The 26,401-nt window shown below is 69.8% G+C and carries 23 protein-coding genes and 4 tRNA genes; 23 read left to right on the top strand and 4 right to left on the bottom strand.

Translation table 11 applies throughout. The features are described from left to right. The 12 genes from VF647_05240 to VF647_05185 form a co-directional block, all read left to right on the top strand. Positions 1–287: hypothetical protein (locus VF647_05240; GenBank protein ID HEX8451478.1), on the top strand; the 287-nt coding region annotated here is incomplete at its 5' end. Continuing rightward, on the top strand, positions 265–1,260 hold the full coding sequence (locus VF647_05235; GenBank protein HEX8451477.1) for a YihY/virulence factor BrkB family protein: 996 nt from the start codon (positions 265–267) through the stop codon (positions 1,258–1,260). The genes VF647_05240 and VF647_05235, both read left to right, overlap by 23 nt. Positions 1,261–1,310: 50 nt before the next feature. Next, positions 1,311–1,859: a L,D-transpeptidase gene (locus VF647_05230; GenBank protein HEX8451476.1), complete on the top strand. Its 549-nt coding sequence runs from the start codon at positions 1,311–1,313 to the stop codon at positions 1,857–1,859. Positions 1,860–1,955: 96 nt separating this feature from the next. Further along, entirely contained in the window at positions 1,956–2,438 is a 483-nt protein-coding gene (gene smpB, locus VF647_05225; GenBank protein HEX8451475.1) for an SsrA-binding protein SmpB, read from the top strand. A gap of 586 nt (positions 2,439–3,024) precedes the next feature. Next, complete coding sequence (locus VF647_05220) at positions 3,025–4,221, top strand: N-acetylmuramoyl-L-alanine amidase (GenBank protein HEX8451474.1); 1,197 nt, start codon at positions 3,025–3,027, stop codon at positions 4,219–4,221. A gap of 103 nt (positions 4,222–4,324) precedes the next feature. Next, on the top strand, positions 4,325–5,041 hold the full coding sequence (gene pyrF, locus VF647_05215) for an orotidine-5'-phosphate decarboxylase (GenBank protein ID HEX8451473.1): 717 nt from the start codon (positions 4,325–4,327) through the stop codon (positions 5,039–5,041). Further along, positions 5,038–5,472 (top strand): hypothetical protein, encoded by a 435-nt coding sequence (locus tag VF647_05210; protein HEX8451472.1) that lies wholly within the window; start codon positions 5,038–5,040, stop codon positions 5,470–5,472. Before pyrF ends, VF647_05210 begins: the two co-directional genes overlap by 4 nt. A gap of 150 nt (positions 5,473–5,622) precedes the next feature. Beyond that, entirely contained in the window at positions 5,623–6,570 is a 948-nt protein-coding gene (locus tag VF647_05205) for a mechanosensitive ion channel domain-containing protein (GenBank protein HEX8451471.1), read from the top strand. 95 nt (positions 6,571–6,665) lie between these two features. Then, positions 6,666–8,111, top strand: coding sequence for a cysteine--tRNA ligase (gene cysS / locus VF647_05200; protein ID HEX8451470.1), 1,446 nt, complete (start codon positions 6,666–6,668; stop codon positions 8,109–8,111). 47 nt (positions 8,112–8,158) lie between these two features. Further along, positions 8,159–8,231: transfer RNA gene (locus VF647_05195), tRNA-Thr, on the top strand. 84 nt (positions 8,232–8,315) lie between these two features. After that, positions 8,316–8,388 (top strand) — tRNA-Gly (locus VF647_05190). A 312-nt stretch (positions 8,389–8,700) separates the two neighbouring features. Then, on the top strand, positions 8,701–9,447 hold the full coding sequence (locus tag VF647_05185; protein HEX8451469.1) for a hypothetical protein: 747 nt from the start codon (positions 8,701–8,703) through the stop codon (positions 9,445–9,447). A gap of 486 nt (positions 9,448–9,933) precedes the next feature. On the opposite strand, the gene VF647_05180 is transcribed toward VF647_05185, so the two are convergent. Next, on the bottom strand, positions 9,934–10,179 hold the full coding sequence (locus VF647_05180; GenBank protein ID HEX8451468.1) for a hypothetical protein: 246 nt from the start codon (positions 10,177–10,179) through the stop codon (positions 9,934–9,936). A gap of 192 nt (positions 10,180–10,371) precedes the next feature. Here VF647_05180 and VF647_05175 point away from each other — a divergent pair. Continuing rightward, positions 10,372–10,443: transfer RNA gene (locus tag VF647_05175), tRNA-Arg, on the top strand. Between the two features lie 63 nt (positions 10,444–10,506). Here the strand turns inward: VF647_05175 and VF647_05170 are convergent. Further along, on the bottom strand, positions 10,507–10,803 hold the full coding sequence (locus VF647_05170) for a helix-turn-helix domain-containing protein (protein ID HEX8451467.1): 297 nt from the start codon (positions 10,801–10,803) through the stop codon (positions 10,507–10,509). Positions 10,804–11,147: 344 nt separating this feature from the next. Between VF647_05170 and VF647_05165 the strand changes: the two genes are divergently transcribed. From VF647_05165 to VF647_05135, 7 genes are all read left to right on the top strand, one after another. After that, positions 11,148–12,314, top strand: a complete 1,167-nt coding sequence (locus tag VF647_05165) for a glycosyltransferase family 4 protein (GenBank protein HEX8451466.1) — start codon at positions 11,148–11,150, stop codon at positions 12,312–12,314. Positions 12,315–12,338: 24 nt separating this feature from the next. Next, positions 12,339–13,082, top strand: coding sequence for a type I methionyl aminopeptidase (map, locus tag VF647_05160; GenBank protein ID HEX8451465.1), 744 nt, complete (start codon positions 12,339–12,341; stop codon positions 13,080–13,082). A 193-nt stretch (positions 13,083–13,275) separates the two neighbouring features. Then, complete coding sequence (locus VF647_05155; GenBank protein HEX8451464.1) at positions 13,276–13,659, top strand: YciI family protein; 384 nt, start codon at positions 13,276–13,278, stop codon at positions 13,657–13,659. Positions 13,660–13,879: 220 nt separating this feature from the next. Continuing rightward, positions 13,880–15,538: a glycosyl hydrolase family 28-related protein gene (locus VF647_05150; protein HEX8451463.1), complete on the top strand. Its 1,659-nt coding sequence runs from the start codon at positions 13,880–13,882 to the stop codon at positions 15,536–15,538. A gap of 83 nt (positions 15,539–15,621) precedes the next feature. Continuing rightward, entirely contained in the window at positions 15,622–16,254 is a 633-nt protein-coding gene (locus VF647_05145; protein ID HEX8451462.1) for a DUF305 domain-containing protein, read from the top strand. A 55-nt stretch (positions 16,255–16,309) separates the two neighbouring features. Then, complete coding sequence (locus tag VF647_05140) at positions 16,310–18,085, top strand: hypothetical protein (GenBank protein ID HEX8451461.1); 1,776 nt, start codon at positions 16,310–16,312, stop codon at positions 18,083–18,085. A 157-nt stretch (positions 18,086–18,242) separates the two neighbouring features. Next, positions 18,243–18,821 (top strand): hypothetical protein, encoded by a 579-nt coding sequence (locus tag VF647_05135; protein ID HEX8451460.1) that lies wholly within the window; start codon positions 18,243–18,245, stop codon positions 18,819–18,821. Between the two features lie 382 nt (positions 18,822–19,203). Here VF647_05135 and VF647_05130 read toward each other — a convergent pair whose 3' ends face one another. Further along, positions 19,204–19,458, bottom strand: coding sequence for a hypothetical protein (locus VF647_05130; protein HEX8451459.1), 255 nt, complete (start codon positions 19,456–19,458; stop codon positions 19,204–19,206). A gap of 315 nt (positions 19,459–19,773) precedes the next feature. Here VF647_05130 and VF647_05125 point away from each other — a divergent pair, with 315 nt between their 5' ends. Beyond that, the gene (locus VF647_05125; protein ID HEX8451458.1) at positions 19,774–22,317 is read left to right on the top strand and encodes a TonB-dependent receptor; all 2,544 of its coding nucleotides are present in this window, start codon (positions 19,774–19,776) and stop codon (positions 22,315–22,317) included. A 610-nt stretch (positions 22,318–22,927) separates the two neighbouring features. Here VF647_05125 and VF647_05120 read toward each other — a convergent pair. Then, positions 22,928–24,787, bottom strand: coding sequence for an FtsX-like permease family protein (locus VF647_05120; protein HEX8451457.1), 1,860 nt, complete (start codon positions 24,785–24,787; stop codon positions 22,928–22,930). A 306-nt stretch (positions 24,788–25,093) separates the two neighbouring features. Between VF647_05120 and VF647_05115 the strand changes: the two genes are divergently transcribed. Beyond that, positions 25,094–25,182, top strand: a tRNA-OTHER gene (locus VF647_05115). A 49-nt stretch (positions 25,183–25,231) separates the two neighbouring features. Continuing rightward, positions 25,232–26,401: elongation factor Tu (gene tuf, locus VF647_05110; protein ID HEX8451456.1), on the top strand; the 1,170-nt coding region annotated here is incomplete at its 3' end.

Here is a 26,401-nt window from a genome sequence, read left to right as displayed (position 1 = left end):
CGCTGGGCGACCGGGTGGACGGGGCCCGCGGTGCCGTGACCGAACGTGTGACGGCGGTGCGCGGGGCGGTGGATGCGCGGCGGGAGCAGGCGCGCTCCGCCGTCGCCACCGGCCGCGACGCCGCCCGTGACGCCCGCGCCGACCTCCTGCGCCGGGTGGAGGAGGCCAAGGCGCTGCGACGCTCCGGCCGCGCGCCGGGTGCCGTGGAGGCGCCGCCGCCCCCCGAGGCGGAGCTGGTGGTGCTGTCGGTCGACACCGAAACGGATGCGGGCGAGCTGGCGCGATAGGCCGACCCCTGGGGCCCCGGGCGGCGCCTCGCCCCTGCCGGAGCGGCGGGGGAGGACGCGCGCCATCACCATCGCGCGGGCGTCGCGCATCGCCATCCGCCGCATGTGGCGGAACGGGTCGGACTTCACCGTCCGCGTGTGGAACAAGGCCGGCGAAGACGACATCTTCTTCCTGGCCGGCGGCATCGCCTTCAACGTCCTCCTGGCGGCCGCGCCCTTTTTCCTCCTCCTCGTCGGCATCCTCACCTACGTCCTGCAGCGGACGGTGGAAGATCCGCGTCAGGCGGCGGTGGACTACGTCCTCTCCATCCTTCCGCCGTCGCAGCAGGTGGTGGGGGTCACGCGCCAGATCGTGGGGCGGGTGCTGGAGGGCGGCCCCTCGTTCGGGGCGATCGGTCTTCTCCTCTTCATCTGGGCATCCACGCGACTCTTCGGCACGCTGCGCGCGGTGCTCAAGGACATCTTCGACCTCCCGGAAGAGCGGGGGATCGTGGCGGGGAAGATCTTCGACCTGCAGATGGTGCTCGTGGCCGGCACGCTGCTCGTCCTCAACACGGGGATCACGCTGGGGCTGGAGGCGGCGCAGCGCTTCGGGGTGGAGCTGCTGGGGGTGGAGAACCGGCGCGCGACGCAGGTCTTCATCAACACCTGGCCCCGGCTGGCGGCGTTCGGGTTCATCTACCTGATGTTCCTGCTGATCTACCGCTTCCTCCCCCTGCGGCGCACGCCGTGGCGCATCTCGGTGGTGGCCGCCACGTTCGCGTCGCTGTCGTGGGAGCTGCTCAAGGGATCGTTCGCCTGGTACGTGAGCGACGTGGTGGACTACAGCCGAACGTACGGCACGCTGCTGGCGCCGGTCCTTTTGGTTTTCTGGGTGTACTACTCGGCGGTGGTGTTCATCCTGGGCGGCGAGGTGGCGCAGGTGTACGACCTGATCCTGATTCGACGGAAGCAAAAGGAGCTGCTGGAATGAAGTGCGTAAGTGCGTTAGTGCGTGAGTGCGTTCTGGCGGCGGTGCTGCTCGTGTCTGCCGGCGCTGTCCAGGCGCAGGGGCTGCCGACCGATCCTTCTTTGCTGGCTCACGGTGCGGAGGCGGAGGGGCGCGAGCGGTACCGCGACCCGCCGGTCAACACCGAGGGGCGCTACATCGTCGTGTCGCTGGACGAGCACCGCCTTTACGTGATGGAGGCGGAGCGCGTCGTCTGGTCCACGCTGGTGGGGACGGGGACGGGGACGCGGCTGGAAGGGGCGGGGCAGGAGTGGGAGTTCTCCACACCGCGCGGGATGTTCCGGGTGCAGCGCAAGGAAAAGGACCCGCGCTGGTACCTTCCGGACTGGCACTTCGTGGAGAACAAGCTCCCCGTGCCTGCCGAGGACGACCCCAAGCGGTGGCAGCGCGGCATGCTGGGCACCTCCGCCCTCTTCCTTGGCGAAGGCATCGCCCTGCACGGCACCAGCCGCCCCGAGCTTCTGGGCCAGAACGTCTCACACGGCTGCATCCGCATGACCAACGAAGCCGCGCGCGAGCTGTACTACGCGGTGGACGTGGGGACGCCGGTGATCATCTACTGAACCGCAGTGCGTGAGTGCGTCAGTGCGTGAGTGCGTCGATCAAATCGCGCACGCCCAACGCACTTCCGCACTCACGCACTAACGCACTTCTTTTCCATGACCAAGACCGCTGCCGCCCCCAAGCCCGCCGACCGCATCGTCGTCCAGAACCGCAAGGCGCGGCACGAGTACCACGTCCTGGACACCTGGGAGACGGGGATCGTGCTGCAGGGGACGGAGGTGAAGTCGCTGCGCGATGGAAAGGCGAACATGCAGGACTCGTTCGCGCGCGTGATGAACGGGGAGGTGTGGCTCTTCAACCTCCACGTCTCGCCGTACGAGCAGGGGAACCGCTTCAACCACGATCCGCTGCGCCCGCGCAAGCTGCTGCTGCACCGCAACGAGATCCGCAAGCTGATCGGCTCCGTGCAGGAGAAGGGGCTCACGCTCGTCCCGCTGGACGTGCACTTCAGCGGCGGGCGCGCCAAGGTGAACCTGGCCCTCGTCCGCGGCAAGCAGCTCCACGACAAGCGCGAGTCCATCAAGGAGCGCGACTCCCAGCGCGAGATCCAGCGCGGGCTCAAGGATCGGGGCGAGTGAACTCGCGGCAACAACAGCACAAAGTCCGCCTGCGCGGACTCGCGCAGATGGCGGCGCCCGTTCCCCCCCCTTGTTGTCATCCTGAGGGAGCCGCCTCGCGGATGGCCGCGGTGCGCACCGGGCTTCCTGCGGCGACCGAAGGATCTAGCCGGCGAGGCAGGAGACCCGTCGCGTTCCACGGTCCCCTCGCAACGCGCAGTAGATCCTTCACTCCGCGCCAGAGGATTGAGACGGGGCGAGTTTGGAGCCGCGCGTCGCTCAGGATGACAAAATAGAGGGAATGTCGCGGCGGGCGAGCCCACTTCAGTGGGCTTTGCGTAGTTCCAGCGGGGGGATTTCACCCCCCCGCGCGCTCCGCACCGACGCCCGCGCCCCGGCTCTCCGCGCCGCCGCCTTCTCGGCTCCGGGTGCTGACGCCCGCGTCTCGGCTCTCGCGCCGCGCTCGCTTCTCGGCCCCCGGTGCTGCGGCCGCCTTCTTGGCTCCGGCGACGATGCCCGCTTTTTGATTCGCGGCGCTGACCCGCTTCTCGACCCTCGGACTTAACTCCGCGCTCTTCGCAATTCGCATCATCCCCGTGGTAGACTCATGAACATCATCCTCACCGCCTTCCTGCTGAGCCTGGCGTCCGCGCCGGCGGGGCTCGGCGCGCAACCCGGCCAGGCCTGGACCATCGAATCTGGCCCCCGCTCGTCGCAGGTGAACGAGAGCACGGCGCGCGGGTACGCGGCGCTCCCCGCATCGGTGCTGGTGAGCGTGGGGGCAGAGGTGTCGTACGCGCGCGACGGCGTCGTGGTGCAGGTGGGATCGCACCAGGTCGCGGTCGCGAACGGCGCGGCTCAGGTGACGGTCGATGGCACCGCCCGCCCGCTGGCTCACGCCGTCTATGCCGAGGGCGGCGTCGTCTTCCTGCCGGTCGACTTCTTTCGCGAGCTGCTCCCGGGGCTGACGGGTGGGCGCGTGCGGGTGGACGTGGCGGGCCGCTCGATCCGCGGGAGCGCGGCGCGCCCGGCCGGCACGGTCGCGGAGGTGGAGGAGGAATTGCCGGTGGAGCCCGCGCCGCGGCCGGACCCCGCGCGGCCGCCGCAGCGGAGGCTCGTGGTGGTGGATGCGGGGCACGGCGGGCGGGACCCGGGGGCGAGCGGACCCGGCGGGACGCGCGAAAAGGATGTCACGCTGTCGGTGGCGCGGCGGCTGGCGGCCCTCCTGCGCGAAGACCCATCGCTGGAGGTGCGGATGACGCGCGACCGCGACACGCTGATCGCCCTGCACGACCGCGCGCGCCTCGCCAACCGCTGGCGCGACGAGGGCCAGCCCGCGCTCTTCATCTCCGTGCACTGCAACGCGAATCCCAGCCGGTCGGAAAAGGGGTACGAGACCTACTTCCTGGCCGAGGCGCGCACGGCGGACGCCCAGCGCGTGGAGGCGTTCGAGAACGCGTCCGTGAGGTACGAGGATGCGCCGGTGGGCGGGCCGCTGGCCTTCATCCTCACCGACCTGCGCCAAAACCAGCACCTGCGCGAGTCGAGCGATTGGGCGCAGCTCATTCAGAACCGCCTCCGCGAGATCCATCCGGGTCCCAACCGCGGCGTGAAGCAGGCGGGGTTCGCGGTGCTGCGCGGCGCGTTCATGCCGGCGGTGCTGGTGGAGATCGGCTTCGTCTCCAACCCCGCTGAGGAGCGCCTCCTGACCGGCGACGAGATGCAGCGCGACGTGGCGGCGCAGCTCGCGCGCTCGGTGCACGACTTCTTTGCGCGCTCACAGCAGGGCTCCGAGTCGCGCTGAGGGGCGATGGGCTCACGCGGAGACGCGGAGACGCAGAGAGAGAACTCCGCCAGCCCCCCCGCCGGACCTATGCGGGAGCAAACGGGTAGACACGAGCATGACGATGACCGCCACACCGATCCTCGCCCTCGACGTGCCGGATGCAGCCGCCGCCTTTGCGCTGCTGGAGCGCGTGGGGCCGGATGCGGACTTCGTGAAAGTGGGCCTGCAGCTCTTCACCGCCGAGGGACCGTCCGTGGTCCGGGCGCTGCACGAGCGCGGGTACCGCGTCTTCCTGGATCTGAAGCTCCACGACATCCCCAACACCGTGGCGCACGCGGTCCGCTCGGCGGCGGGCCTGGGGGTGGAGCTGCTGACGGTGCACGCATCCGGCGGCGCGGCGATGATGCGCGCCGCCCGCGCCGCGGCCGGTGAGGGTGGGCCCGCGCTCCTCGCCGTCACCGTGCTCACCTCCCTCTCCGCACATGAGACGGCGGAGGCGTGGGGGCGCGACGCGCTCACCGCCGAGGCGGAGGTGGAGCGGCTGGCCCGGCTGGCGCACGCGTGCGGGATGGACGGCGTGGTCGCGTCGGTGCACGAGCTGGCGGCGATCCGCGGGGCGCTGCCGCGCGATTTCCGCGTGCTGACCCCCGGCATCCGCCTCGCCGGCGGCGACGCGGGGGACCAGTCGCGCGTCGCCACCCCGGCCGAGGCGGTGAGGCTGGGCGCGGACTACCTGGTGATCGGGCGCTCCGTGACCGCCGCAGCCGATCCCGCCGCGGCGATGCGCGCCGTACTGACCGACCTGGGCGCCCCGGCGCCGATGACCATAGACCAATGAAACGTCTCCTCCTCGTACTCGCCTTTCTCCTGCTCCCCGCGAGCGCCTCCGCGCAGACGCGGCCGGCGCCGCTGGAGGCGTTCGTGGCCACCGTGGGGCGCCTGTGGTCGGCGGGGGATGCATCCGGCCTGGTGGAGCTGGCGCCGGAGGACGGACGCATCCTGCTGGCGCTGGGGAACGAGGAGGCCGGCGCGGTGCAGGAACGCCACGTGGCCGCCGCCCTGCGCGACCTGTTCGGCGACCGGGAGACGGCGAGCGTGCGCCCCACCCAGGTGCAGCTCTCCGGCGGCACGCCGCTGCGGGGCTTCGGCGAGCTGTCGTGGGTGTCGCGCCCGCGCGGCGTCACGCGGCCGGTCACCTCCACCGTGTACGTGGGGGCCGTGTACGAGGGGAACGCGTGGCGGATCAGGGAGCTGCGCGTGCTGCGCTGACGCCGAAGCGCTTCGGCGACACCGGCGCCCCGGCCGTCCTCGCGCGCGAGGATCGCCGGGGCGTCGTGGCTTGACTCCCCCGCGCCGCCCGCCTACGATTGCGGACCCCCGAGGCCGCCGCGCCTCACGCCGTCCAATTCCGTCCGGCCGATGCTGCAGACCGACACCATAGCCGCCATCCAGACCAGCGTCATCCGCGACTGGGCGGACCTGTTCAACTGGCCCGCGCTCACCGCGACAGGGCTGCGGATAGCGGGTGCGCTCATCGTGGCGATCATCGCCAACTACGCGCTGAAGGCGGTTCTGCGCAGCGTGGAGCGGTCGTCGGAAAAGGATGGCATCGTCACCGCGCACGAGCAGCGCACCCGCACCCTGCTGGGCCTGCTGCGCAGCATGGGGCGCGTGATCATCTGGGTGATGACGCTGTTCATGGTGCTCGGCGCGCTCGGGCTGCAGCTCGGTCCGCTCCTGGCCGGCGCGGGCGTGGTGGGCCTGGCGGTCTCGTTCGGCGCGCAGTCGCTGGTCAAGGACGTCATCAGCGGGCTCTTCATCCTGATGGAGAACCAGTTCGGCGTGGGCGACGTGGTGCGGCTGGAGGGCGTGTCCGGCGCCGTGGAGCGGATGACGCTCCGCGTGGTGGTGCTGCGCGACGTGCACGGCGTGGTGCACGTGGTGCCGAACGGCCAGATCACCAAGGTCAGCAATCTCACCCGCGGCTGGGCGCGCGTGGTGCTGGACGTGGTCGTCGCCTACAAGGAAGACCCCGACCGGGTAATGGCCGTGATGCTGGACGAGGGGCGCCGGCTGTTCGAGGACCCCCAGTGGCGCCCGCTGCTCCTGGAAGAGGTGCAGGTGCCGGGGATCGAGTCGTTCGGCGAGCACGGCGTCACCATCCGCATCCTCGCCAAGACCCTTCCGCTGAAGCAGTGGGACGCCGCGCGCGAGCTCCGCCGCCGCCTAAAGCTCCGCTTCGACCAGGAGGGGATCGACGTCCCCTTCCCCACGCAGACGATGTACTGGGGCGAAGGCCAGTCTCCCGCCGAGCTGGCCATGCTCGCCGCGCGCCCCACAACCGGAGTGCCAGATGCGGAACGCTGAATACGGACGGCGATGTAGGGAATCCAGCTCGTGAAGCTGGAGGGAAGAGGGCACACCGCCCCTATTCCCTATTCCCTGATCCCTAGTCCCCATCCATGCCGATCCGCTTCTACAACACCCTGACCCGCCGCGAAGAAGAGTTCGTCCCCCTGGAGCCCGGCAAGGTCGGGATGTACACCTGCGGCCCCACGGTGTACGCCCCGCCGCACATCGGCAACATGAGGACGTTCTTCTTCGCGGACCTGCTGCGCCGCTACCTGGAGTTCCGCGGCTACCAGGTGAAGTTCGTGATGAACCTCACCGACGTGGACGACAAGACGATCCGCGGCGCGCTCCGCGAGGGCGTGTCGCTGAACGACTACACGCAGCCGTTCATCGACGATCTCTTCCACAACTTCGACCAGCTCGGCATCCGCCAGGCGGACGTGCACCCGCGCGCCACGCACTACGTCCCGCAGATGGTGGACATCATCCGCCGCCTGCAGGAGCGCGGGATGGCGTACGAGGCCGAGGGCTCCGTCTACTTCGACATCTCGGAGTTCCCCGGCTACGGCCAGCTCTCGAAGGTCGACGTCTCCGCCGGCCGCCGCGGTGAGCGCGTGGCGGCGGACGAGTACGACAAGGACGACGTGCGCGACTTCGTCCTGTGGAAGGCCGCCAAGCCGGAGGACGCCACCGTCGGCGCGGTGTGGGACACGCAGTGGGGCCCCGGGCGCCCGGGGTGGCACATCGAGTGCTCGGCCATGAGCATGCAGGAGCTCGGCGAGACCTTCGACATCCACCTGGGCGGCGTGGACCTCGTCTTTCCGCACCACGAAGACGAGATCGCCCAGAGCGAGGGGGCGACGGGGAAGCCGTTCGTGCGCTACTGGCTGCATGGCGAGTTCCTGCTGCTGGAAGGCGGCAAGATGGCCAAGTCCACCGGCAACATCTTCAACGTGCAGGACCTGGTGGAGCGCGGGGTGAAGCCGTCGTCGGTGCGCTACCTCTACCTGACGGCGCACTACCGCAGCAAGCTCAACTTCACCTTCGAGGGCCTCGCCTCCGCCGCCGAAGCGGTGCGGCGCGTGCGCGGAACCCGCGACCGCCTGCGCGGCCACCCCGCGGTCCGCGACCCGGACCCGGCGGACACCCCCACCCTGCACGCCGCCGCCGACGAGGTGCTCGCCGCCTTCGCCGAGGCGATGGACGAGGACCTCAACACCAGCGTGGGGCTCGCCGCGCTGCACCGGCTGGTGGGCGCCATCAACACGCGGCTGGAGGAGCTGGGCACGCGCCCCATCAGCCACGCCGAGCAGGCCGCCGCCCTGGCCGCGCTGGAGCGCATCGACTCCGTCTTCGGCTTCGTATCGCTGGCCGACCGCGAGTCGATGGTGGACGATGATCTCGCCGCCTGGGTGGAGGAGCGGATCGCCGCGCGCCAGGCCGCCCGCGCGGCGCGCGACTTCGCCACCGCCGACGCGATCCGCGACGAGATCGCCGCGCGCGGGGTGGTGGTGGAGGACACGCCGCAGGGGCCGCGCTGGTCGCTGGTGTCGTGAGGCGGGGGTGGTGAAGGGGGCGATTTCGCGTTAAATTCGACCCCTTCGCCACCTTAGCTCAGCTGGTAGAGCACTCGATTTGTAATCGAAAGGTCGTCGGTTCGAACCCGACAGGTGGCTCTCGGCGCCTGCCGAACCGGATTGCGTGCCCCGCACCGATCCACTAGCTTTTCCACCCCGCCGCTCGTGGCGGGGAACTCCCGGGCGGGAGTAGCTCAGTTGGTAGAGCATTAGCCTTCCAAGCTAAGGGTCGCGGGTTCGAGTCCCGTCTCCCGCTCCTGTAAGTAGCCCCCGGGTCGTGTTTACGACGCGGGGGCTCTTTCATGCGGTGACTCGATTTGCGACAGGGCCAGAAACAGGGCCCAAGCTTGACGGCAGGTGTATCGTAGGGGGACGCTGTTCGGAGTGCCGGACGCTTCCGGCGGTGGGGCAGAAGCAAGAACCAGTACCGGGAGGGATGATGCTTCCGGCACCGCTGACGTGCGCCTTGCACCCTTCACCCGCGCCAGTACGTGCTCGTGCGGTCCTGCACCGCTACTTGCATCCAGGTACGGGCGGCTAACCATCCACTTGCTTACCTCCGCACCCCGTGCCTCCCGCATCTCCCTCGCCGGTCACCATCGCCCTGATCACCGCTGGAGCAGCGTTTTCCGCTGCAGTGCTCGCACAGTTGCTCGCGCACGTGTTCACTGTGAGACGAGAGAGGCGGGCCGATGCACGGGCGGTGTATCAGAAGCTATATGCACCCATCATCTTCGAGGTGTTTCTCTACCTCGATGCGAACCGCGCGTACGATGCTCAGGATGTTGTGTCAGGTAGCGCAGAAAGGCTCCTTGAGCGGATAGATGTGCATGTGGCGGACCATCTGTCGGTGGCGTCACCACGGCTCATCGAAGCGTACTACCAGACCCGCCGACACCGGTTTCTAGATGATGACATGCGCGGATACGGCCAAGAGATCGCGCTACGCCGGTTCCTGACCGTACTCGTCGAGGAGTTCCTCTCTACGGCTCGTCGAATTGGGTTCCTCGGGAGCGATCAGCGGCGCCAAGTCGAGCGAACGGCCATGATCTTTACTATTTGGGAGACCGCGTCGCGTGTGTACGGCGATGATCGCAGCAATCTTGTGCTCCGACATCTGTGGCTATTAGAAGAGCGTAAGACCGGGTGGTGGTTCCGTCGTCGGCTAACTCGTCTAGCGCGCGCGGGGTTGCGTGAACTGGCGAACTCACAACACGCTTTCGAAAGCCTGCTGATCGATGCTACCGATCAGCAGAGAGGATCCCGGCACACGATGCGCGAGGCGCTCAACGGCCTCGGGCCGTATCGACTCTAAGCGTGATTGCGCATCCCGACACGCCACTCATCGTGCGATCTTCGTCTGCATCTCTAACAAGGGCGGCAGTCTCCCCGTTGAATTCGCCTCCCCCTATCTCCCTAGCCCCTTCCTTCACGCTGCCGCGTGGCTTGGATGCGGTCGGTCGCGCAGGGACTGCACTTCGTTGCGGTTGGCGGGGCGGGCGCTCAGGTGCGCTCCTCACCCTCGCTGAGGCGCCGAATGGCCGGAACCACCTCCACTGATCGCAGGTCCGCCAGCGGCAACACCCGCTCCGTTCTGTCCAGCATTTGCAGCAACGCATGCGAGGGTACCCCGGCGGTGTGGCGCCAGCTCACTCAGTCACGCCATCTATCTCATTCCGCTCGCCGTCAGAGTCGATCACTACGGCGTACAGGTCTAGAGTCCAACCGACTTTTAGCAATCTCCCCTATATCTCCTTATCCATGTATTCCCCCTTCGAGGCTCGCCGCCGTGCGTCGGTTTTTACTCGCTGTTGGGGCGCGGGCGTTCGATTCCGTAAGCAGTGCGATAGGCGTTGGCCGCGCGTGACGTGAAGTGCTGCAAGGCAGCCGTGTCCGCGTCAGCCCGGTCCAGCGCCACTACGGCCGCAAAGTCCAGGATCTGCCGCTCCGTCGCGTCTCCGCCGGGGTACGGCAGGGTACCGCCCAGCCGGAGCCGGACCTGCTTGGGGTCTTGGTCGCCTCCGAACATCGTTGTTGTGTGTCGCATGGCTCCTCCACTTTGGGCGTCCACCGGGCAGTTCGTCACCGGCAACCATCATTCCGGGGCGGCTGGTGTCAGTGAGGAGCCAGCTCGCGCTTCCGTCGGTCCCTTGTGCCACCTCTACGGTAAGAGGGCTGCGTTCCCAGATCACTTCGTCAACAAAATGTAGCGAGTCGCGCGGGTGGGCAGGACTTCCGGGCTGGAGTAGCTCAGTCGGTAGAGCTTAGCCTTCGCAGCTAAGGGTCGCGGGTTCGAGTTCCGCCTCCCGCTCCTGAAACTCCGGCGTCGCAAGCAGGTAGCTTGCGGCGCCGTTGTCGTTTCTACCCTGGTCGATTAGGCTGCTGAGCCGGATGCGGCTCGTACGGCGTCCGGATTCTGCTCTGCGATGCGGAGCAACACCCGGGCGGGTCCGTCTGGCCGGCGCCGTCCCTGCTCCCAGCCGCGGAGCGTCCCCAGACTGATCCCCAGCATCGCGGCGAACTTTGGCTGCGACATCTTGTAGCGCGCGCGCAACTGGGCTACGTCCACCTCGGGGAAGGTGAAGACCCGGGAGGGCTCCGCCTCCCCGCGGAGAATCGCCATCCCCTCGCGGGTGCTCTCCAGGAGCTCCTCAAACAGTTCGTCTCGCATCGTCACTTCTCCGATGTTCCTGCGGTGGCGCCGCGGGCGGGCCCCGCGGTGGTCTCTCGACGACCTGCATGGTTCCTCCGTCCGCGCGGGTGAACGTGTCGATGACTCCATCTGGTATAAGACTGTGACGCACATGCGTCAACGACTCACATCGGAGGTGCGGTGTTCGCCGCGAATGTGGGGCGAGCCGTTTGCGTCGCCGGAACTTGCCGGTTAGAGTGCGACACAGAAGTTTGCTCCTGCTGGCGCGCGGCGGAGGCTGATCCTCGCGCGTGAGGTTTTGGGAGACGATCTTGGTGTTGGAAAGGAAAAGCCCGCCCGGCGGCGGAGGGGATCCAGGGGAAATGAAGCGAGTCCTGATGTACGACCCGTACCACGACTGTGAATTCGGCGCGCAGCGCTGCATGATCACGCTCGCGGAGGGGCTCAAGGAGCACGGGTACGAACCGATCATCGCCACCGGCAAGGAGGGGGCGCTGAGCCGGAGCGCCCGCAAGGCGGGGCTGACGGTCGACATCATCCCGATCCCCAGGTCGCTCGACATCTTCGGGGGCGCGGCGCTGGCTGCGTCGGCGCCGCGCAAGCTGTTCCTGATGCTGGAGGTGATGCGCTACGGCGCGCGGGTGTCCCGGCACGCCCGGCGCCACGGCGTGGACCTCCTGTTCGCGAACGAGCTGCGCAGCTGCCTCTTCCTGCTGGCCAGCAAGCTGCGGCTGGGGAAGCCGCTGGTGTGGGGGATCCACGGCGGGCCTTCGCAGGGGATGCTGTCGGCGTTCGCCTCGTCGGTGTCGGACCGCGTGATGCTCATCTCCAGGGCGGCGGCGAAGGCCATGCCGCCGCGCGCCCGCCGCCGCGCCGAGCCCAAGACGATGCTCAACTACATGGGGATCGACGCGTCGCGGTACCACGCCCGCACCAGCCCCGAGGCGCGCAGCGCCACCCGCCGGCGGTTCGGCCTGCCCGAGGATGCGGTGCTCGTGACGACCGCCGGCTCCATCAGCCGCCGCAAGGGGTACGACACCCTGCTCTCGGCGCTGGAGCTCGTCGCCGGCGACGGGCCGCGCGTGCACCTTGCGGTCGCGGGGGCGATGGCGCCGGGTGGCGATCCCGAGTACGTGGCCGGGCTGCACCGGCACGTGGCGGAGAAGGGCCTCCCGGTGACCTTTGTGGGCTGGCTGGACGACCTCCCGGAGCTGCTGGCGGCCAGCGACATCTTCGCCCTGGTCTCGCGCGAGGAGGGGCTCGGCATCGTGACGCTGGAGGCGATGGCGACCAGCCTTCCCGTGATCGTGACCTACGCCGGCGGCAGCGAGGAGACGGTGGTGGACGGCGAGAGCGGCCTGATCATCCACCCCGACGACCCGGCCGCGCTGGCCGACCACCTCCGGATGCTGATCCGCGACCCCGGTCTGCGCTCGCGCCTCGGCGAAAGGGCCCGCCAGCGGTGCGAGGAGGTGTTCAGCGTGAGCGCATACAAGGCGCGCTTCTTCGACCTCGTGCGCGATGCATAGCGTGGGCTCCCCACCCTCAGGCACATGTCCATCGAATCAGAGCAGGACCTGCTCGGGCTGAAGCGCGCGGGCCACGTCGTCGCGCTGGCGCTGCAGGCGATGCGCGACGCGGTGCGTGAGGGGATCTCCACGGCGGAGCTGGACGGGGTGGCGGCCGGCGTGCTCGGGGAGCACGGTGCGCGCGCCGCTCCCAGGATGCACTACCGCTTTCCCGGGCACTCGTGCATCAGCGTCAACGAAGAGGCCGTGCACGGTATCCCCGGTGCGCGCGTGCTGCGGAAGGGCGACCTGGTGACGCTGGACGTGACGGTGGAGCTGGACGGGTACTACGCGGACGCGGCGGTCACGGTGGGCGTGCCACCGGTCTCGGACCAGGCGCGGCGGATGCTGGAGTGCGTGGAATCGGCGTTCTGGCGCGGCGCGCGGGCGGCTCGGGCGGGGGAGCGGCTCGCGGTGGTCGGCGGCAAGGTGGAAGCGGAGGTGGAGCGCCACGGCTTCAAGGTGCTGCGCGACCTCTGCGGGCACGGCATTGGCCGCGGCATCCACGAAAGCCCCACCGTCTGCAACTTCTACGATCCGCAGGACAGGACGCGCCTGACCGAGGGCCTGGTCATCGCGCTGGAGCCGGTCATCTCCGTCGGCGCGCGCTCGTCCCGCACGGCGGCGGACAGGTGGACCATCACCAGCGCGGACCGCAGCCTCACCGCGCATTACGAGCACACCATCGTCGTCACTCGCGGCAAGCCGCTCCTTCTGACGGCCGCATAACCGCGGGTCTCACACAGAGCCACAGAGGAATACGGAGAGGGGAACGGGAAGGGACTTACTCTTTCGTTGCTGTCCACCTCTGTGTCTCTGTGTGAGGACCTGTCGATTCGGGCTCCCCTCGTTCGTCGCATGGATAGAGAGCGGGAAACCGAGGCGTGCCCCGCTTCAAACCCTGGGAGCAGAGGAGCTCGAGATGCGATTCATGACCTTCGTGAAGTGCCCGGAGAATTGCGGCCCGCCGCCTCAGCCGTTCATGGAGGCGATGGGGAAGGCGAGCGAGGAGGCGAGCCGGGCCGGTACCCTGCTCGACACCGGCGGCCTGGCGCCGACCGCGATGAGCACGCGCGTCCGGCTGTACGGCGGCACCGTGAACGTCGTCGATGGGCCGTTCACCGAGAGCAAGGAGGTCGTGGGCGGGTACGGAATCGTCGCCGCCAACTCGCGCGAGGAGGCCGTGGAGGGCGCCGTGTGGCTGATGAACATGCACCGGGAGCACTGGCCCGGCTGGGAAGGCGAGGCCGAAGTCCGGCAGATCCTGGGTCCGGAGGATTTCGAAGCCGCGAACGCGCAGCCGTAACCGCCGCTGAGACACCTTACATCAGGCAGACGACCGCGCCGCCTCAGCACCGAGGCGGCGCGTCGTGCGTGCAGCTTCCGCCATGGCTCCGAGCAACCGAGCATTGAACGTGCAGGTTGGCGGCGGGCGGATGCGGCGCTCCGTTCGAGGCGCTCGCGGGGGTGACGCCAACAGGGCGAGGCGCGGTGGCAAGTGCGGCCATGATACGGAACAGAGGGCGATGAGCGGCCACGAGAACGGCGCTCCCGGACGTTCGGTCGCGCGACGCGGCGCGATGGCGGCGGCGCTGCTGCTGGCGGGCGGGGTGGGATGGATGGCGTCCGGGCTGCCGCGTGCCGCGGCGGCGGAGAGCGGCGTGCCCTCCGCGCCGGTGGTGGGCTTCGCGAGCGAGGCGGGGAGTTCGCCGGAAAGCGAGGCGGCGGCCGTCGTGACCGTGCGGCTGAGCGAGGCGTCGGCGCAGCGCGTGACGGTGCGGTACGCCGTCTCGGGCGGGACGGCGCACGCGGTGCCGCACGGCAGCGGGCAGGATTACACGCTCCCGGCCGGCACGCTCACCTTTCCGGCGGGGACGACCACGCGCACCATCCGCATCGCCGTCGCCAACGACGCGATCAACGAGACGGACGAGACGGTGAGCATCCAGCTCTCCGGTCCCACGGGGGCGGCGCTGGGGCGCAACGCCGTGTACACGCACACCATCGTGGACGACGACCGGCGCACGCTGGTGAGCGTGCGCGACTTCGGCGCGCGCGGCGACGGCACGTCGGACGACACGCAGGCCATCCAGCGCGCCATCGAGTCCGTGTACGCGCGCGGCGGCGGCGTGGTCGTCTTTCCGCGCGGCACCTACCGCGTCACCTCCGTCAACATCCGGGAGGGGATCACTTACGAAGGCTTCGGCGCCGTCATCACGCGCCCACCGATGCAGGCGAAGTGGGTGCGCACCTTCACCACCGAGCGCGTGCTGTACTCGGGCGACGCCGATTCCAGGCCGCTCATCATCCGCGGCCTCACCTTCGACGGCAACTCCGCCGCCCAGGGCCCCTACCAGCAGCACCAGCTGGAGCAGGCGCACCTCGTCTTCCTCTACGGAGACCCGGCGCGCCGCGGAAGGCTGCGCGCCTTCGTGGAGGACTGCCACCTGCGCAACGGCGTGGCGGACGGCATCTCCGTCTCTACGAACGTGGTGGCGAAGGTCTACAACTGCGATGCGGTGGACGTGTTCCGCGGCGGATTCGTGCTGACGGGCGGGTATTCGAAGGCGGACGTGCACAGCTTCACCACGCGCGGCACCCGCGACGCCACCGGGATCGACGTGGAGGTGGACGGGCGCGGCTTCGGCAACACCCTCAAGGTGGAGCTGAACCTGACACGGCTTCGCCTGCTGGACGGCGACTTCGACATCGGAGTGCACGAAGGCTCCATCGTCACGGGAGAGCACATCGTGGCGAAGGCGCCGTTCTTCCTCTACGCCGAGAACTCGACGGTGCGCCTGCGCGACTGCGACTTCGAGGTCGGCTACCCCGACTCGTTCGGCAACCGCATCGTCTATCCCAAGGATGTCACCTTTACGAACTGCACCTTCACCACCAGCGAGCGCGTGGCCGGCGAGGCGAACCGCGGCATGCGCATCGCGGACGTGTACTGGAACTTCGACTGGGCGCAGGGGCCGCTGCGCACAAGGCAGTCGCTGACCTTCAACAACTGCCGCTTCGTCGTGGGCGCGAACGTGGAGCCGGGCGACGCCGTGTACGTGGCGAGCACCACCATCGACGATCCTGCGCACGGCAACGTCGTGACCATCAACGGCGGCACGATCGGGCCGGGCTTCGACGCGGTCTTTGCGCCCGTCTGCACGCGCTGCGTGCGGAACCCATGATGCGCACCGCGTTTCCGGCTCGCGGCGCGCGTGGTACGTTGCACGATGGGCAGCCCCGTTCCAGCTCTGGAGGAGCAAGGCGCATGATGAGATCGTCTCGCGCGGCCGTCTGGATGCTCGCGCTCGGCGCGTGCGGCACGGCGCACACCGAAGCGCCGCCGGCACCTGTCGCCGTGCAGCAGCCCGCGCCTGCCGGCACCGTGCCACGAGCCGCCGCCGACACCGTGCGCCGCACCAGCGACGCGGATGTACGATTCATGCAGCACATGATGGCCCATCACGCCCAGGCGCGGGTGATGACGGCGATGGTGCGGCAGCGGAGCACCCGCCCCGAGATCCGCCTGATCGCCGAGCGCATCGACGTGTCGCAGGACGACGAGATGCGGCTGATGCGGAGCTGGCTGCGGCGCCACGGCGCGGAGGCTCCCGCCGACGCGCACGCCGCCCACGGCGAGCACGCCTCGATGCCGGGGATGCTCACCGAGGCGGAGCTGGCGCGGCTGGCGGCGGCGAGGGGGCCGGCGTTCGACCGGCTCTTTCTGGAGTACATGATCCGCCACCACGAGGGCGCCGTGACGATGGTCGCCCAGCTCTTCGCCACACCCGGCGCGGCCCAGACCTCAGAGATGTACGGCTTCGCCACCGACGTGAACGCCGACCAGCGCGCGGAGATCGCCCGCATGCGCGCGCTGCTGTCCGCGCTTCCCCGCGGCTGAGGCGCGCAGCGGAGCGCCCCAGCGAGAGTCACCCGACACTCAACCGAAGAACGAGATGAAAATCGAAACGACGGCTGCAAGGCTCGCCATGGCCGCCCTGCTCCTGGGCGCGGCGTGGACGCGCGTCCACGCACAGGCGCGCGACCCGCGCATCGGGCTGCGCGCGGGGTGGATGAACGCGGGAGAGGCCGCACGCAACATGGCGCTGGTGTCGCACACGCCGCGGCCCGCCGGCTTCATCGACCCGCAGAACATGAACGACTTCGGGCTGATCAACGCCGACCTGGCCTTCCATGGCAACACGACGTTCATGGGCGGCTTCCACGGCATCCAGATCTACGACATGACGGACGTGCGGCACCCGCGGCTGCGCGGCACCATCGTGTGCCCCGGCGGCCAGGGCGACGTGTCGGTGCACCGCAACCTCCTCTTCATGTCGGTGGAGGAGACGCGCGGCCGGGTGGACTGCGGCACGACGGGAGTCGAAGGCCCGGTGAGCACCGAGCGCTTCCGCGGCGTGCGCATCTACGACATCAGCAACATCGACTCGCCGCGCCAGGTGGCCACCGTGCAGACGTGCCGCGGCTCGCACACGCACACGCTGGTGCCGGACCCGCGCGACTCGTCGCACGTGTACATCTACGTGAGCGGCACCGCGCCGGTGCGTCCCGGCGCCGAGCTGGCCGGGTGCTCGGGCGCGCGGCCGGAGCAGGACCCCAACACCTCGCTCTTTCGCATCGAGGTGATCCGCGTGCCGGTGGCCCACCCCGAGCAGGCGCGCATCGTCAGCACGCCGCGCATCTTCGCGGACTCGGCGGGGAACGTCGCCGGGCTGTGGCGCGGCGGCCGGCACGGCGAGGGGACGCAGGAGACGGCCGAGACGGACATGTGCCACGACATCACCGTCTACCCGGAGATGGGGCTGGCGGCGGGGGCGTGCTCGGGGAACGGGATCATCCTGGACATCCGCGACCCCGCCAACCCGCGGCGCATCGCGGACGCCACCGACCCCAACTTCGCGTACTGGCACTCGGCCAACTTCAGCAACGACGGCCGCAAGGTGATCTTCACCGACGAGTGGGGCGGGGGAGTGGCGCCCCGCTGCCGCGCCAGCGACCGTCCGACGTGGGGCGCCAATGCCATCTTCAACATCACGGCGCAGCGGCGGCTGCGGCTGGCCAGCTACTACAAGCTGCCCGTGGCGCAGACGGAGACGGAGAACTGCGTGGCGCACAACGGCTCGCTGATCCCCGTGCCCGGGCGCGACATCATGGTGCAGGCGTGGTACCAGGGCGGCATCTCGGTCTTCGACTTCACCAACCCCGCGAAGCCGGTGGAGATCGCCTTCTTCGACCGTGGCCCCATGAGCAGCAGCGAGGTGGTGGTGGGCGGCTACTGGAGCGCGTACTGGCACAACGGCCACATCTACGGCTCGGAGATCGGCCGCGGGCTGGACGTGTTCGAGCTGCGCCCAAGCGAGCACCTGACGCAGAATGAGATCGACGCCGCGAAGCTGGTGCGCGAGGAGACCTTCAACCCCCAGCTGCAGACGCGCATCGAATGGCCCGCCAGCTTCGTGGTGGCGCGCGCCTACCTGGACCAGATCAAGCGCAGCAACGGCCTCACCCGCGCCCGCTCCACGGCGGTGGCGGGCGAGCTGGCTCGCGCGGAGCGGCTCAGCGGCGCGGCACGGCGCACGGCGCTGAACTCGCTGGCGGCGCAGCTCACCCGCGACGCCGCCCGCTCCAGCGACGCCGCGCGCGTGCGGATGCTGGCCTCCACCGTGCGAGACATCGCGGCGGGGCGGAACCAGGCCTCGGCGGCGGACTGACGCGGCCCAGGCGCTGAAAAGACGCACGAAACGAAGCCCCTCCACCGCGAACTGGTGGAGGGGCTTCGTGCGTGCGGAAAACGTAAGTCTTGCGCACTGTCCCGTCTGCAACGCAAACTGTAACGCCTCCCCCGTTATCTCCCGCGCCTCCATCCGGATGGCCCGCTTGATCGAGACTCAGCTTCAATCCCCCGCCGAGGTTTTCTACGAGCGCTTCTGCGCCATCGTCCCGCAGTCGGGGCGCGTGGCTCCGCTGCGCCACGACTCGGACAGCTACAGCCCCATCTTCAGGGCGCTGGAAGCCGCCGAGACGCGGGCGCTGCGTTACGCGCGCAACGCCCTCGGCCTCCCCGGCTACCAGGCGATCGGGATGGTGGCGCGCATGGGCGCCGAGCTGGCGCGCTGGTCGCGCGACGACGGCATGGACCGCGGCGCGCTCCGCAAGCGGCTGCGGGAGGCGGCGGAGTACGGCGCGCCGGGGCCGCTCTCGCCGCACTGGCACCGGCTGGGCCTCCTGGTTGCCGCGGCGATGCAGCCCCACCCGCTCCTCCGCGACCTCTCCTGCGCGCCGACCGTGGTGTACGATGAAAGCGGCATCCGCGCGCAGTGCGGGGATGCCGAGGCGGTGGTGCGCGGTGCCCACTGGTACCTGCCCGTGGAGGAGGACCACGCGCGGCTCGTGGCGCTGCAGCTGGCGCTGGCGTTGCGGGAGCAGCTGGACGAGGGGATGGCGTAGGGCCCCACCCCCAGCGTCGCTCCGCGACGCTTCCCCCTCCCCCAATAACTGCCTGGGGGAGGGGGTTTTGCGTGGGTTGGTGCCGGGTACGCGGGGCGGGTCCGGGGGAGGGCACGGGCAGCCACGTGGGGCGGCCCCTACGGGTGTGGGTGCGCGGGGCGGGGGTCGTGGTGGGGCGGAGGGTGGGCAGACACGCAGGTCTGCCCCTACCGGGCTTCGGTGCGCGGGGCGGGCAGCGGAGCGGCGGCGGGCACGGGCGCGATGAATCGCGCCCCTACGGATGTGCGCGTTCTTCGGCGGGGGCGATGAGCGCGGACTGCCGCGTCTCCCCCCTCTCCCAGCAGTTTGGGAGAGGGGGGCCGGGGGGGTGAGGGCTAGGGTCCTACCGGCACTCGCCGTCCGCGATCTGGCGCCAGTTGTTGGGGTTCGCCCGCGTGTAGCGGTAGCCGGCGGAGTAGCGCGCGGAAGCGCGCTGCACCCGCAGCGCGTGCGTGTTGATGTTCATGCGCGAGTGCGTCGTCCAGGGCGTGGCGGCGGTGCAGCCGGGGGTGGCGACGGCGAAGTGCATCGCCGGGGCGCAGGCGCCCAGCGAAGTCGCGGCCGCCGCGACGATCCCAGCCAGGAGCATCTTCCTCATACGTCCCCTCTCAGTTCAAGTGTCCGTTCCGGCACTGGAGAAACCGGCAACAGGTTCCGTGCCACGCCGGGATTTCCCACTTTCGCGACACGCCGTCCATTCCGTGTTAATTCAGTGCTCACGCCCCATGGGTACACGGATGGGCATAATCCTGCTAAATTTCTCGCACGGTCCGAAACCACCCGCGGACCGGTGCAACCCCACGGAGGGGTCGCGCATCCAATGAATGCCGCCCACCCCCCGGTGCACTCCGGGGCGGCTGATCCCGCCTCCAGAGTGCGGGGGCGTTCCCACCATTCCAACTTCGCGGCCAATATGAAGCCTTTCAGCGGACTAACCCTCGCGCTGCTCCTGACCTGCGGCACGACCGCCGCCTTTGCGCAGACCCCGACTCCGCAGCAGCAGCGTCCCATGGGCCAGCCGGGCGCTCCGGGCGGGCGCCCCATGATTCCGCAGGAGGGCGGCGCGCAGCTTCGCGGCACCATCCTGGACGCGGCCACCGGGCGGCCCGTTCCCTCCGCCACCGTCGGCGTGTGGAGCCGGGCGGATTCGACGCTCGCCGCCGGCGCCGTGACGCGCCCCGACGGCACCTTCCGCGTGGAGGGGCTGCGTCCCGGGCGCTACTTCCTGCGCGTCTCGCACATCGGGCACACCACCACGAAGTCGAGCGAGATCGCCATCGCGCCCGGCGCCACCACGGCCGAGGCGCCGTCGGTGCGGCTGGCGGCGAGCGCGGTGCAGCTGGAGGGGATCACCGCCACCGGCCAGCGCAGCGCCGTGCAGATGTCCGCCGACCGCAACACGTACTCCACCAAGGACATGCCCACGGCGGCGGGAGGCAACTCCACCGACGTGCTGCGCAACGTGCCGGCGGTGGAGGTGGACCAGGACGGCCGCGTGAGCCTGCGCGGCAACCAGAACGTGGCGATCCAGATCAACGGCCGCGCCGCACCCATGCGCGGCGACCAGCTGGGGCAGTTCCTCCAGCAGCTGCCGGCCAACATGATCGAGCGGGTGGAGGTGGTTCCCAACCCCTCGGCCAAGTACGATCCCGAGGGGATGGCGGGGATCGTCAACATCGTCCTCAAGGGGAACGCGGAGCTGGGGCTTTCCGGCGGCGTGACGCTGGCCGCGGGCAGCAACGACCGCTACAACGGCTCCGGCAACCTGGGCTACCAGCGCGGGCGGGTGACGCTCTTCGGCAGCTACGGCTACTTCGGCGACGGGCGCACCACGACCGGCTTCAACAACCGCACGAACATCACCGGCGGCGGCTCGCCCATCAACTTCCTGGACCAGCTCTCCAACGGGAATGGGCGGATGCAGTCGCACACCGTCAACACCAACACCGAGGTGAAGCTGGGGAAGACCAACTCCCTGGCCGCCACGCTGATGGTGAGCGGACGCGACTTCCGCAACGACACGCGCAACTCCTTCACCCGCTACGACGCGCAGCGCAACCCGCTCGCCGCCTCGGACGACCGGCAGCACATGACCTCGGACGACGGGTCGTTCGACGGGACTCTGTCGTACCGCAACGTCATCAAGCCGCGCCAGAACGAGCTCACCGTGGAGGCGCGCTACAACCGCTCCGCCTTCGACCAGAGCAACGGCTTCACGCAGCAGCCGATGGACGTGAACGGCGCCCCCATCGGCAACCAGCCGTTCAAGACGCAGAACCTGACCGACGCCGCCAACAGCGAGATGTACCTGATGGCGGACCTCACCCGCATGCTGGGCGGGGTGCGGGTGGAGACCGGGTACAAGGGGCAGCTTCGCCAGGTGGACAACGACCTGACCACGCAGCGCTTCTCGTACGCGGACAACGCCTGGGTCAACAGCGGCGGCAGCAACGTCTTCGAGATCGACGAGCGGGTGCACGCGGGGTACGGCGTCTTCACGCGGCAGACCGGGAAGTTCGAGCTGCAGGGCGGGCTTCGCCTGGAGCGCACCGACCGCTCCACCAACCGCTCGGACGACGACCTGGAGCCGTTCAACGACCTCTTCCCGAGCGCGCTGGTAGCCTACAACGTGGATGCCGCGCGCCAGGTGAAGGCGAGCTACTCGCGGCGCATCCAGCGCCCGCAGACGCAGATGCTCAACTCGTTCCTCTTCTACGAGGACCCGCTCAACCGCTTCCGCGGCAACCCGTACCTGCGGCCTGAGTACACGGACGCGTTCGAGCTGGGCTTCCAGCAGAGCGGCAAGCTGGGCTCGCTGCAGCTGACGCCGTTCTACCGCCACACGGAGGGCGCCATCCGCCGCGTGCGCACCACGCAGGGCGACACCATCACCTCCACGGTGTCCAACATCGCCACGGCGGACTCGTACGGCGCGGACGCCAACGCGTCGCTGCGCGCGGGGCGGCTGACGGGCTTCGTGGGAGGCAACGTCTTCCACCAGGACTCGGACGGCGGCACGGCGGCGGGCGCCATCTCCAGCTCCGGGCTGGGGTGGTCGACGCGCGCCAACGCCAACCTGCGCATCAACAAGAGCCTCGACGCCTCGGGCTTCCTGATGTACCGCGGCGCGATGAACACCGAGTACGGGCGGATCGGCGCCTTCGCGATGACGAACTTCTCGCTGCGCCACAAGCTCCTCAAGGACAAGGCGAACGTGACGCTGCGCGTACAGGACCCGTTCAACATGATGCGCATGCGCTCCACCGCCGAGATCCTGGACGCCAGCCTCAACGATCCGAACGGGATCGAGGGGTACCGCGTGGAGACCGAGCGGAGGTTCGGGGCGCGCGGGGTGTTCCTGGCCTTCAACTACACCTTTGGCCAGACTCCCCGCCTGCGCGCCCCGCGCCAGCAGGAGCCCCAGTCCGACCCCGGCCAGCCGATGGGTACGCCCTGACGGGTCTGGTTGGATGATGAACGAAGCCCCGCGCCGATGTCCGGCGCGGGGTTTTGTGTTCTGGGCGGATGCCGGCATTGCCGGGCGACGGACGCCGGGGGATGGACGCGGATCGGAAAGCCGGCGCCGCGTCTCACCCGGGGTGAACGCCCGGGGATGGACACGGATCGGAACGCCGGCGCCGCGTCACCGGGGGGTGAACGCCGGGGGGTGAACGCGGATCGGAACGCCGGCGCCGCGTCCCCGGGGGATAAATCCCCCGGCTGGAACTACGGGAAGACCGCTGAAGCGGTCTCGACACGCCGCCACCAGTCCGCGCAGGCGGACTTTGCGTGGTTCCAGCCGCGAATTCATTCGCCCTTAGGACCGGGAACCGCGGCCCCTACGAGATTTGGTGGGGCGGGGCGGGCGGTGGAGCGGGGGCGAGGGCGGGCAGACACGCAGGTCTGCCCCTACGGGTGTCGGTGTGCGTCAACGGGGACGATGCGGGGGCGGGCACCGGCGCGATATATCGCGCCCATGCGGGCGGCAGGGGCGGACCTCGCCCGCGAGTCCGCGAAGGCGGACTTTGTGCTGTTGTTGCCGCGAGTTCACTCGCCAGGCTACCGCCTCAGCTCCGTATCGCCACCATCGGGTCCACGGAGGCGGCGCGGCGGGCGGGGATATAGCTCGCCACCAGGGCGACGGCGGTGAGGAGCAGGGCCACGCCCGCGTACAGCGCCGGGTCCCAGGGGTTCATGCCGTGGAAGAAGACCTGGAGCGTCCGCGCCGTGGCGAACGCGGCGAGGGAGCCCAGGATTAGCGAGGTGCGCGCCAGCCGCATCGCGTCGCCCACGACGTGGCGGACGACCTGCTCCTGCCGCGCGCCGAGCGCCATCCGCACGCCGATCTCGCGGGTGCGGCGCGCCACGCCTTCCTTCACCACGCCAAAGAGCCCCGCGCACGCCAGCACCACCCCCACCACCGCCAGCGCACCCAGCACCCCCGCCGTCCAGCGCACCGGCGCGGCGAAGCGGGCGAGCCGCTCCTCCATCGTCATCACGTCGCGGATCAGGGCGCCGGGAGCCGCCGCCGTCACCGCCCGTTCGACGGCACCGGCGAGCCGCATCGGGTCGCCCGTCGCGCGGACGGCGATGCCAACCTCGCGCGGCGGGTGCTGGAAGGCGGAGAGGTAGACGACCGGCTCCACCTTTTCGCCGACGCCCGGCCCAAGCGGCCGCACGTCCGCGACGACGCCGACGACGCGGTACTTGGGGACCGAGTTCGCGACGCTCAGCATGTCGTCCTCACGCCGGGGGAGGAGCTGCTGCCCGACCGGCTCCACGCCGGGGAAGAGGGTGCGCGCCGCTAGGAGGCTGACCACCGCCACCCGGTCCTCGCCGGGCGCGGGCTCGCGGCCTTCGATGACTGGAATCCCCAGTGCGCCGAAGTAGCCTGGGCTCGCCACGAGCTGGTGCGCGTTCTTGAGGAGCACGGGGAGCCGCATCCCCATGTCGGCGCAGGCGGGGCGGCAGTAGGAGGTGACGATGTCGCGCGGTCCCGTGCCCGTCCAGCCGTCGCCGCTCACCAGGCTGGCGGCGCGCACGCCGGGGATCGCCCGCACGCGGTCCAGGGTGTCGCGCAGGTACGCGGCGCGCGTACCCGCGTCCGCGCGCGCGGGGAGGGTGACGTTCAGGGTGAGGGTGTCGCGCGGGTCGAAACCCGGCGTGGAGGCGGGGCCGCCGTCCAGCGAACCGCGCAGCAGCGTTCCGGCGCCGATCAGCAGCGCCATCGACGCGGAGAACTGCGCCACCGTCAGCACGCGCCGCACCCATCCCTCGTAGCGCCCCGCCGTCGCGCGGTCGCCGGTGGAGAGCCCCGATGCAAGCTCGCGCCGGAACGCGATGGTGACCGGCGCCAGCGCGCAAAGCAGCGCCACGCCGACCGGCAGCACTACGGCGATGAGGACCGCGCGACCGCCGCCACCACCCCAACCCTCGATTCCCCACGGCCACGTCGCGCGAACCAGGCGTCCCAGCCCGAGGCCGAGCGCCACGCCCAGCGCGCCGCCCGCGAGTACCGCCGCGCCCGCATCCGCCATGGCGAATCGGAAGATGCGCCGCGCCCCCGCGCCCAGCACCACGCGCATGGCGACCGCCGGCCGCCGCGACGCGCCACGCGCCAGCACGCGGGCCGCCGCGATGATGCACGCGCTCGCCACCACCAGCGCGGTCGTGCCCCACAGCACGCGCAGGAGCGACTCGACCCCGGCGTGGCGGATCTCCTCCACGGTGACCAGCCCGTCCGTCCAGCCGTGGCCGGCGGCGAGGCGGTCCCACGCGGGGAGCACGTGCGCGGGGGCGTACGCCACCCCCGCATCCGCGAAGCCCAGCAGCGCCAGCCCGGCCCCCACGCCGACCGCCAGCGTGAACACGACCGATGCCCCGAAGCCGGGCCGGAACGAGCGAAGGATGCGCGGGAGTGTGGGCATGGTGGTGTGGGTGGGAGGGGAAGGACAGGCCCGCGGGTCGTCCTGCCGGTTCTGTACCAAGACGCCGGATTCGGGGCGCGGGCGGGCACGGGCAGCCACGCGGGGCTGCCCCTACAGGGCATTGGTGCGATGGGAGGGGGCCTTGACTGCCCCGGAAGGTCTAGGTATGTTACTCGTCTTCTCTTCCCCGGGTTGCGTGTGGGTGTACCGCGCCCCGCTGGAGAGCTGGAAAACGGGAAACCTTGCCCGATGGCACGGCAAGGTTTCTCTGTCTGTCGTCCGGGCGCAGCCCGGGTAGGGGAGCAAGCTCGCGTAGCTCAGCCGGCAGAGCACTTCCTTGGTAAGGAAGAGGCTTGGTAAGGAAGAGGTCATGGGTTCGAGTCCCATCGCGAGCTCTGGCGCCTCCTCGTCGTCAAACCACCCGTACGGGATCCAGAAAGCACCATGGGAAAGGCTAAGTTCGAGCGCAACAAGCCGCACGTCAACGTCGGCACGATCGGCCACGTGGACCACGGCAAGACCACGCTCACGGCGGCGATCACGCGCATCCAGGCGGCGCAGGGACTGGCGGACTTCGTCAGCTTCGACAACATCGACAAGGCCCCGGAAGAGCGCGCCCGCGGCATCACGATCTCGACGGCGCACGTGGAGTACCAGACCGCCGCGCGCCACTACGCGCACGTCGACTGCCCCGGCCACGCCGACTACGTGAAGAACATGATCACGGGTGCCGCCCAGATGGACGGCGCCATCCTGGTCGTGTCCGCCGCCGACGGCCCCATGCCGCAGACGCGCGAGCACATCCTGCTGGCCCGCCAGGTGAACGTGCCGTACATCGTCGTCTTCCTCAACAAGGTAGACATGGTGGACGACCCGGAGCTCCTGGAGCTGGTGGAGCTGGAGGTGCGCGAGCTTCTCTCCGAGTACGACTACCCGGGCGACGAGATCCCCATCATCATGGGCTCGGGGCTCAAGGCGCTGGAGTCGGGCGATCCGAACAGCGAGTGGGGCCAGAAGATCACCGAGCTGATGAACGCGGTGGACAGCTACATCCCGGAGCCGGTGCGCGAGACCGACAAGCCGTTCCTGATGCCGGTGGAGGACGTGTTCTCCATCACGGGGCGCGGCACGGTGGCCACGGGGCGCATCGAGCGCGGGATCATCAAGGTGGGCGAGACGGTGGACCTGGTGGGGATGAACTCCGCCAAGTCGACCACGGTCACCGGGGTGGAGATGTTCCGCAAGCTGCTGGACGAGGGCCAGGCGGGCGACAACGTCGGCCTCCTCCTTCGCGGCGTGGCCAAGGACGAGATCGAGCGCGGAATGGTGCTGGCGAAGCCCAAGACCATCACGCCGCACACGAAGTTCAAGGCCGAGGTGTACGTGCTGACCAAGGAAGAGGGCGGGCGCCACACGCCGTTCTTCAACGGGTACCGCCCGCAGTTCTACTTCCGCACGACGGACGTGACCGGTTCGGCCGCGCTTCCCGAGGGCGTGGAGATGGTGATGCCGGGCGACAACGTGCAGATGGTGGTGGAGCTGATCACGCCGATCGCCATGGAGAAGGAGCTGCGCTTCGCCATCCGCGAGGGCGGCCGCACCGTGGGCGCCGGC

This window comes from Longimicrobium sp. (assembly GCA_036387335.1).
GTDB lineage: Bacteria > Gemmatimonadota > Gemmatimonadetes > Longimicrobiales > Longimicrobiaceae > Longimicrobium.
This window is presented reverse-complemented; position numbering and strand designations above follow the sequence as displayed.

What these genes read in the sequence shown, in the direction of transcription:
- VF647_05235 (HEX8451477.1), top strand. Translation starts at nt 265, where the DNA reads ATGCGGGCGAGCTGGCGCGATAGGCCGACCCCTGGGGCCCCGGGCGGC.
- smpB (HEX8451475.1), top strand. Translation starts at nt 1,956, where the DNA reads ATGACCAAGACCGCTGCCGCCCCCAAGCCCGCCGACCGCATCGTCGTC.
- VF647_05220 (HEX8451474.1), top strand. Translation starts at nt 3,025, where the DNA reads ATGAACATCATCCTCACCGCCTTCCTGCTGAGCCTGGCGTCCGCGCCG.
- pyrF (HEX8451473.1), top strand. Translation starts at nt 4,325, where the DNA reads ATGACCGCCACACCGATCCTCGCCCTCGACGTGCCGGATGCAGCCGCC.
- VF647_05210 (HEX8451472.1), top strand. Translation starts at nt 5,038, where the DNA reads ATGAAACGTCTCCTCCTCGTACTCGCCTTTCTCCTGCTCCCCGCGAGC.
- VF647_05205 (HEX8451471.1), top strand. Translation starts at nt 5,623, where the DNA reads ATGCTGCAGACCGACACCATAGCCGCCATCCAGACCAGCGTCATCCGC.
- cysS (HEX8451470.1), top strand. Translation starts at nt 6,666, where the DNA reads ATGCCGATCCGCTTCTACAACACCCTGACCCGCCGCGAAGAAGAGTTC.
- VF647_05180 (HEX8451468.1), bottom strand. Translation starts at nt 10,179, where the DNA reads ATGCGACACACAACAACGATGTTCGGAGGCGACCAAGACCCCAAGCAG.
- VF647_05170 (HEX8451467.1), bottom strand. Translation starts at nt 10,803, where the DNA reads ATGCGAGACGAACTGTTTGAGGAGCTCCTGGAGAGCACCCGCGAGGGG.
- VF647_05165 (HEX8451466.1), top strand. Translation starts at nt 11,148, where the DNA reads ATGAAGCGAGTCCTGATGTACGACCCGTACCACGACTGTGAATTCGGC.
- map (HEX8451465.1), top strand. Translation starts at nt 12,339, where the DNA reads ATGTCCATCGAATCAGAGCAGGACCTGCTCGGGCTGAAGCGCGCGGGC.
- VF647_05155 (HEX8451464.1), top strand. Translation starts at nt 13,276, where the DNA reads ATGCGATTCATGACCTTCGTGAAGTGCCCGGAGAATTGCGGCCCGCCG.
- VF647_05150 (HEX8451463.1), top strand. Translation starts at nt 13,880, where the DNA reads ATGAGCGGCCACGAGAACGGCGCTCCCGGACGTTCGGTCGCGCGACGC.
- VF647_05145 (HEX8451462.1), top strand. Translation starts at nt 15,622, where the DNA reads ATGATGAGATCGTCTCGCGCGGCCGTCTGGATGCTCGCGCTCGGCGCG.
- VF647_05140 (HEX8451461.1), top strand. Translation starts at nt 16,310, where the DNA reads ATGAAAATCGAAACGACGGCTGCAAGGCTCGCCATGGCCGCCCTGCTC.
- VF647_05135 (HEX8451460.1), top strand. Translation starts at nt 18,243, where the DNA reads ATGGCCCGCTTGATCGAGACTCAGCTTCAATCCCCCGCCGAGGTTTTC.
- VF647_05130 (HEX8451459.1), bottom strand. Translation starts at nt 19,458, where the DNA reads ATGAGGAAGATGCTCCTGGCTGGGATCGTCGCGGCGGCCGCGACTTCG.
- VF647_05125 (HEX8451458.1), top strand. Translation starts at nt 19,774, where the DNA reads ATGAAGCCTTTCAGCGGACTAACCCTCGCGCTGCTCCTGACCTGCGGC.
- VF647_05120 (HEX8451457.1), bottom strand. Translation starts at nt 24,787, where the DNA reads ATGCCCACACTCCCGCGCATCCTTCGCTCGTTCCGGCCCGGCTTCGGG.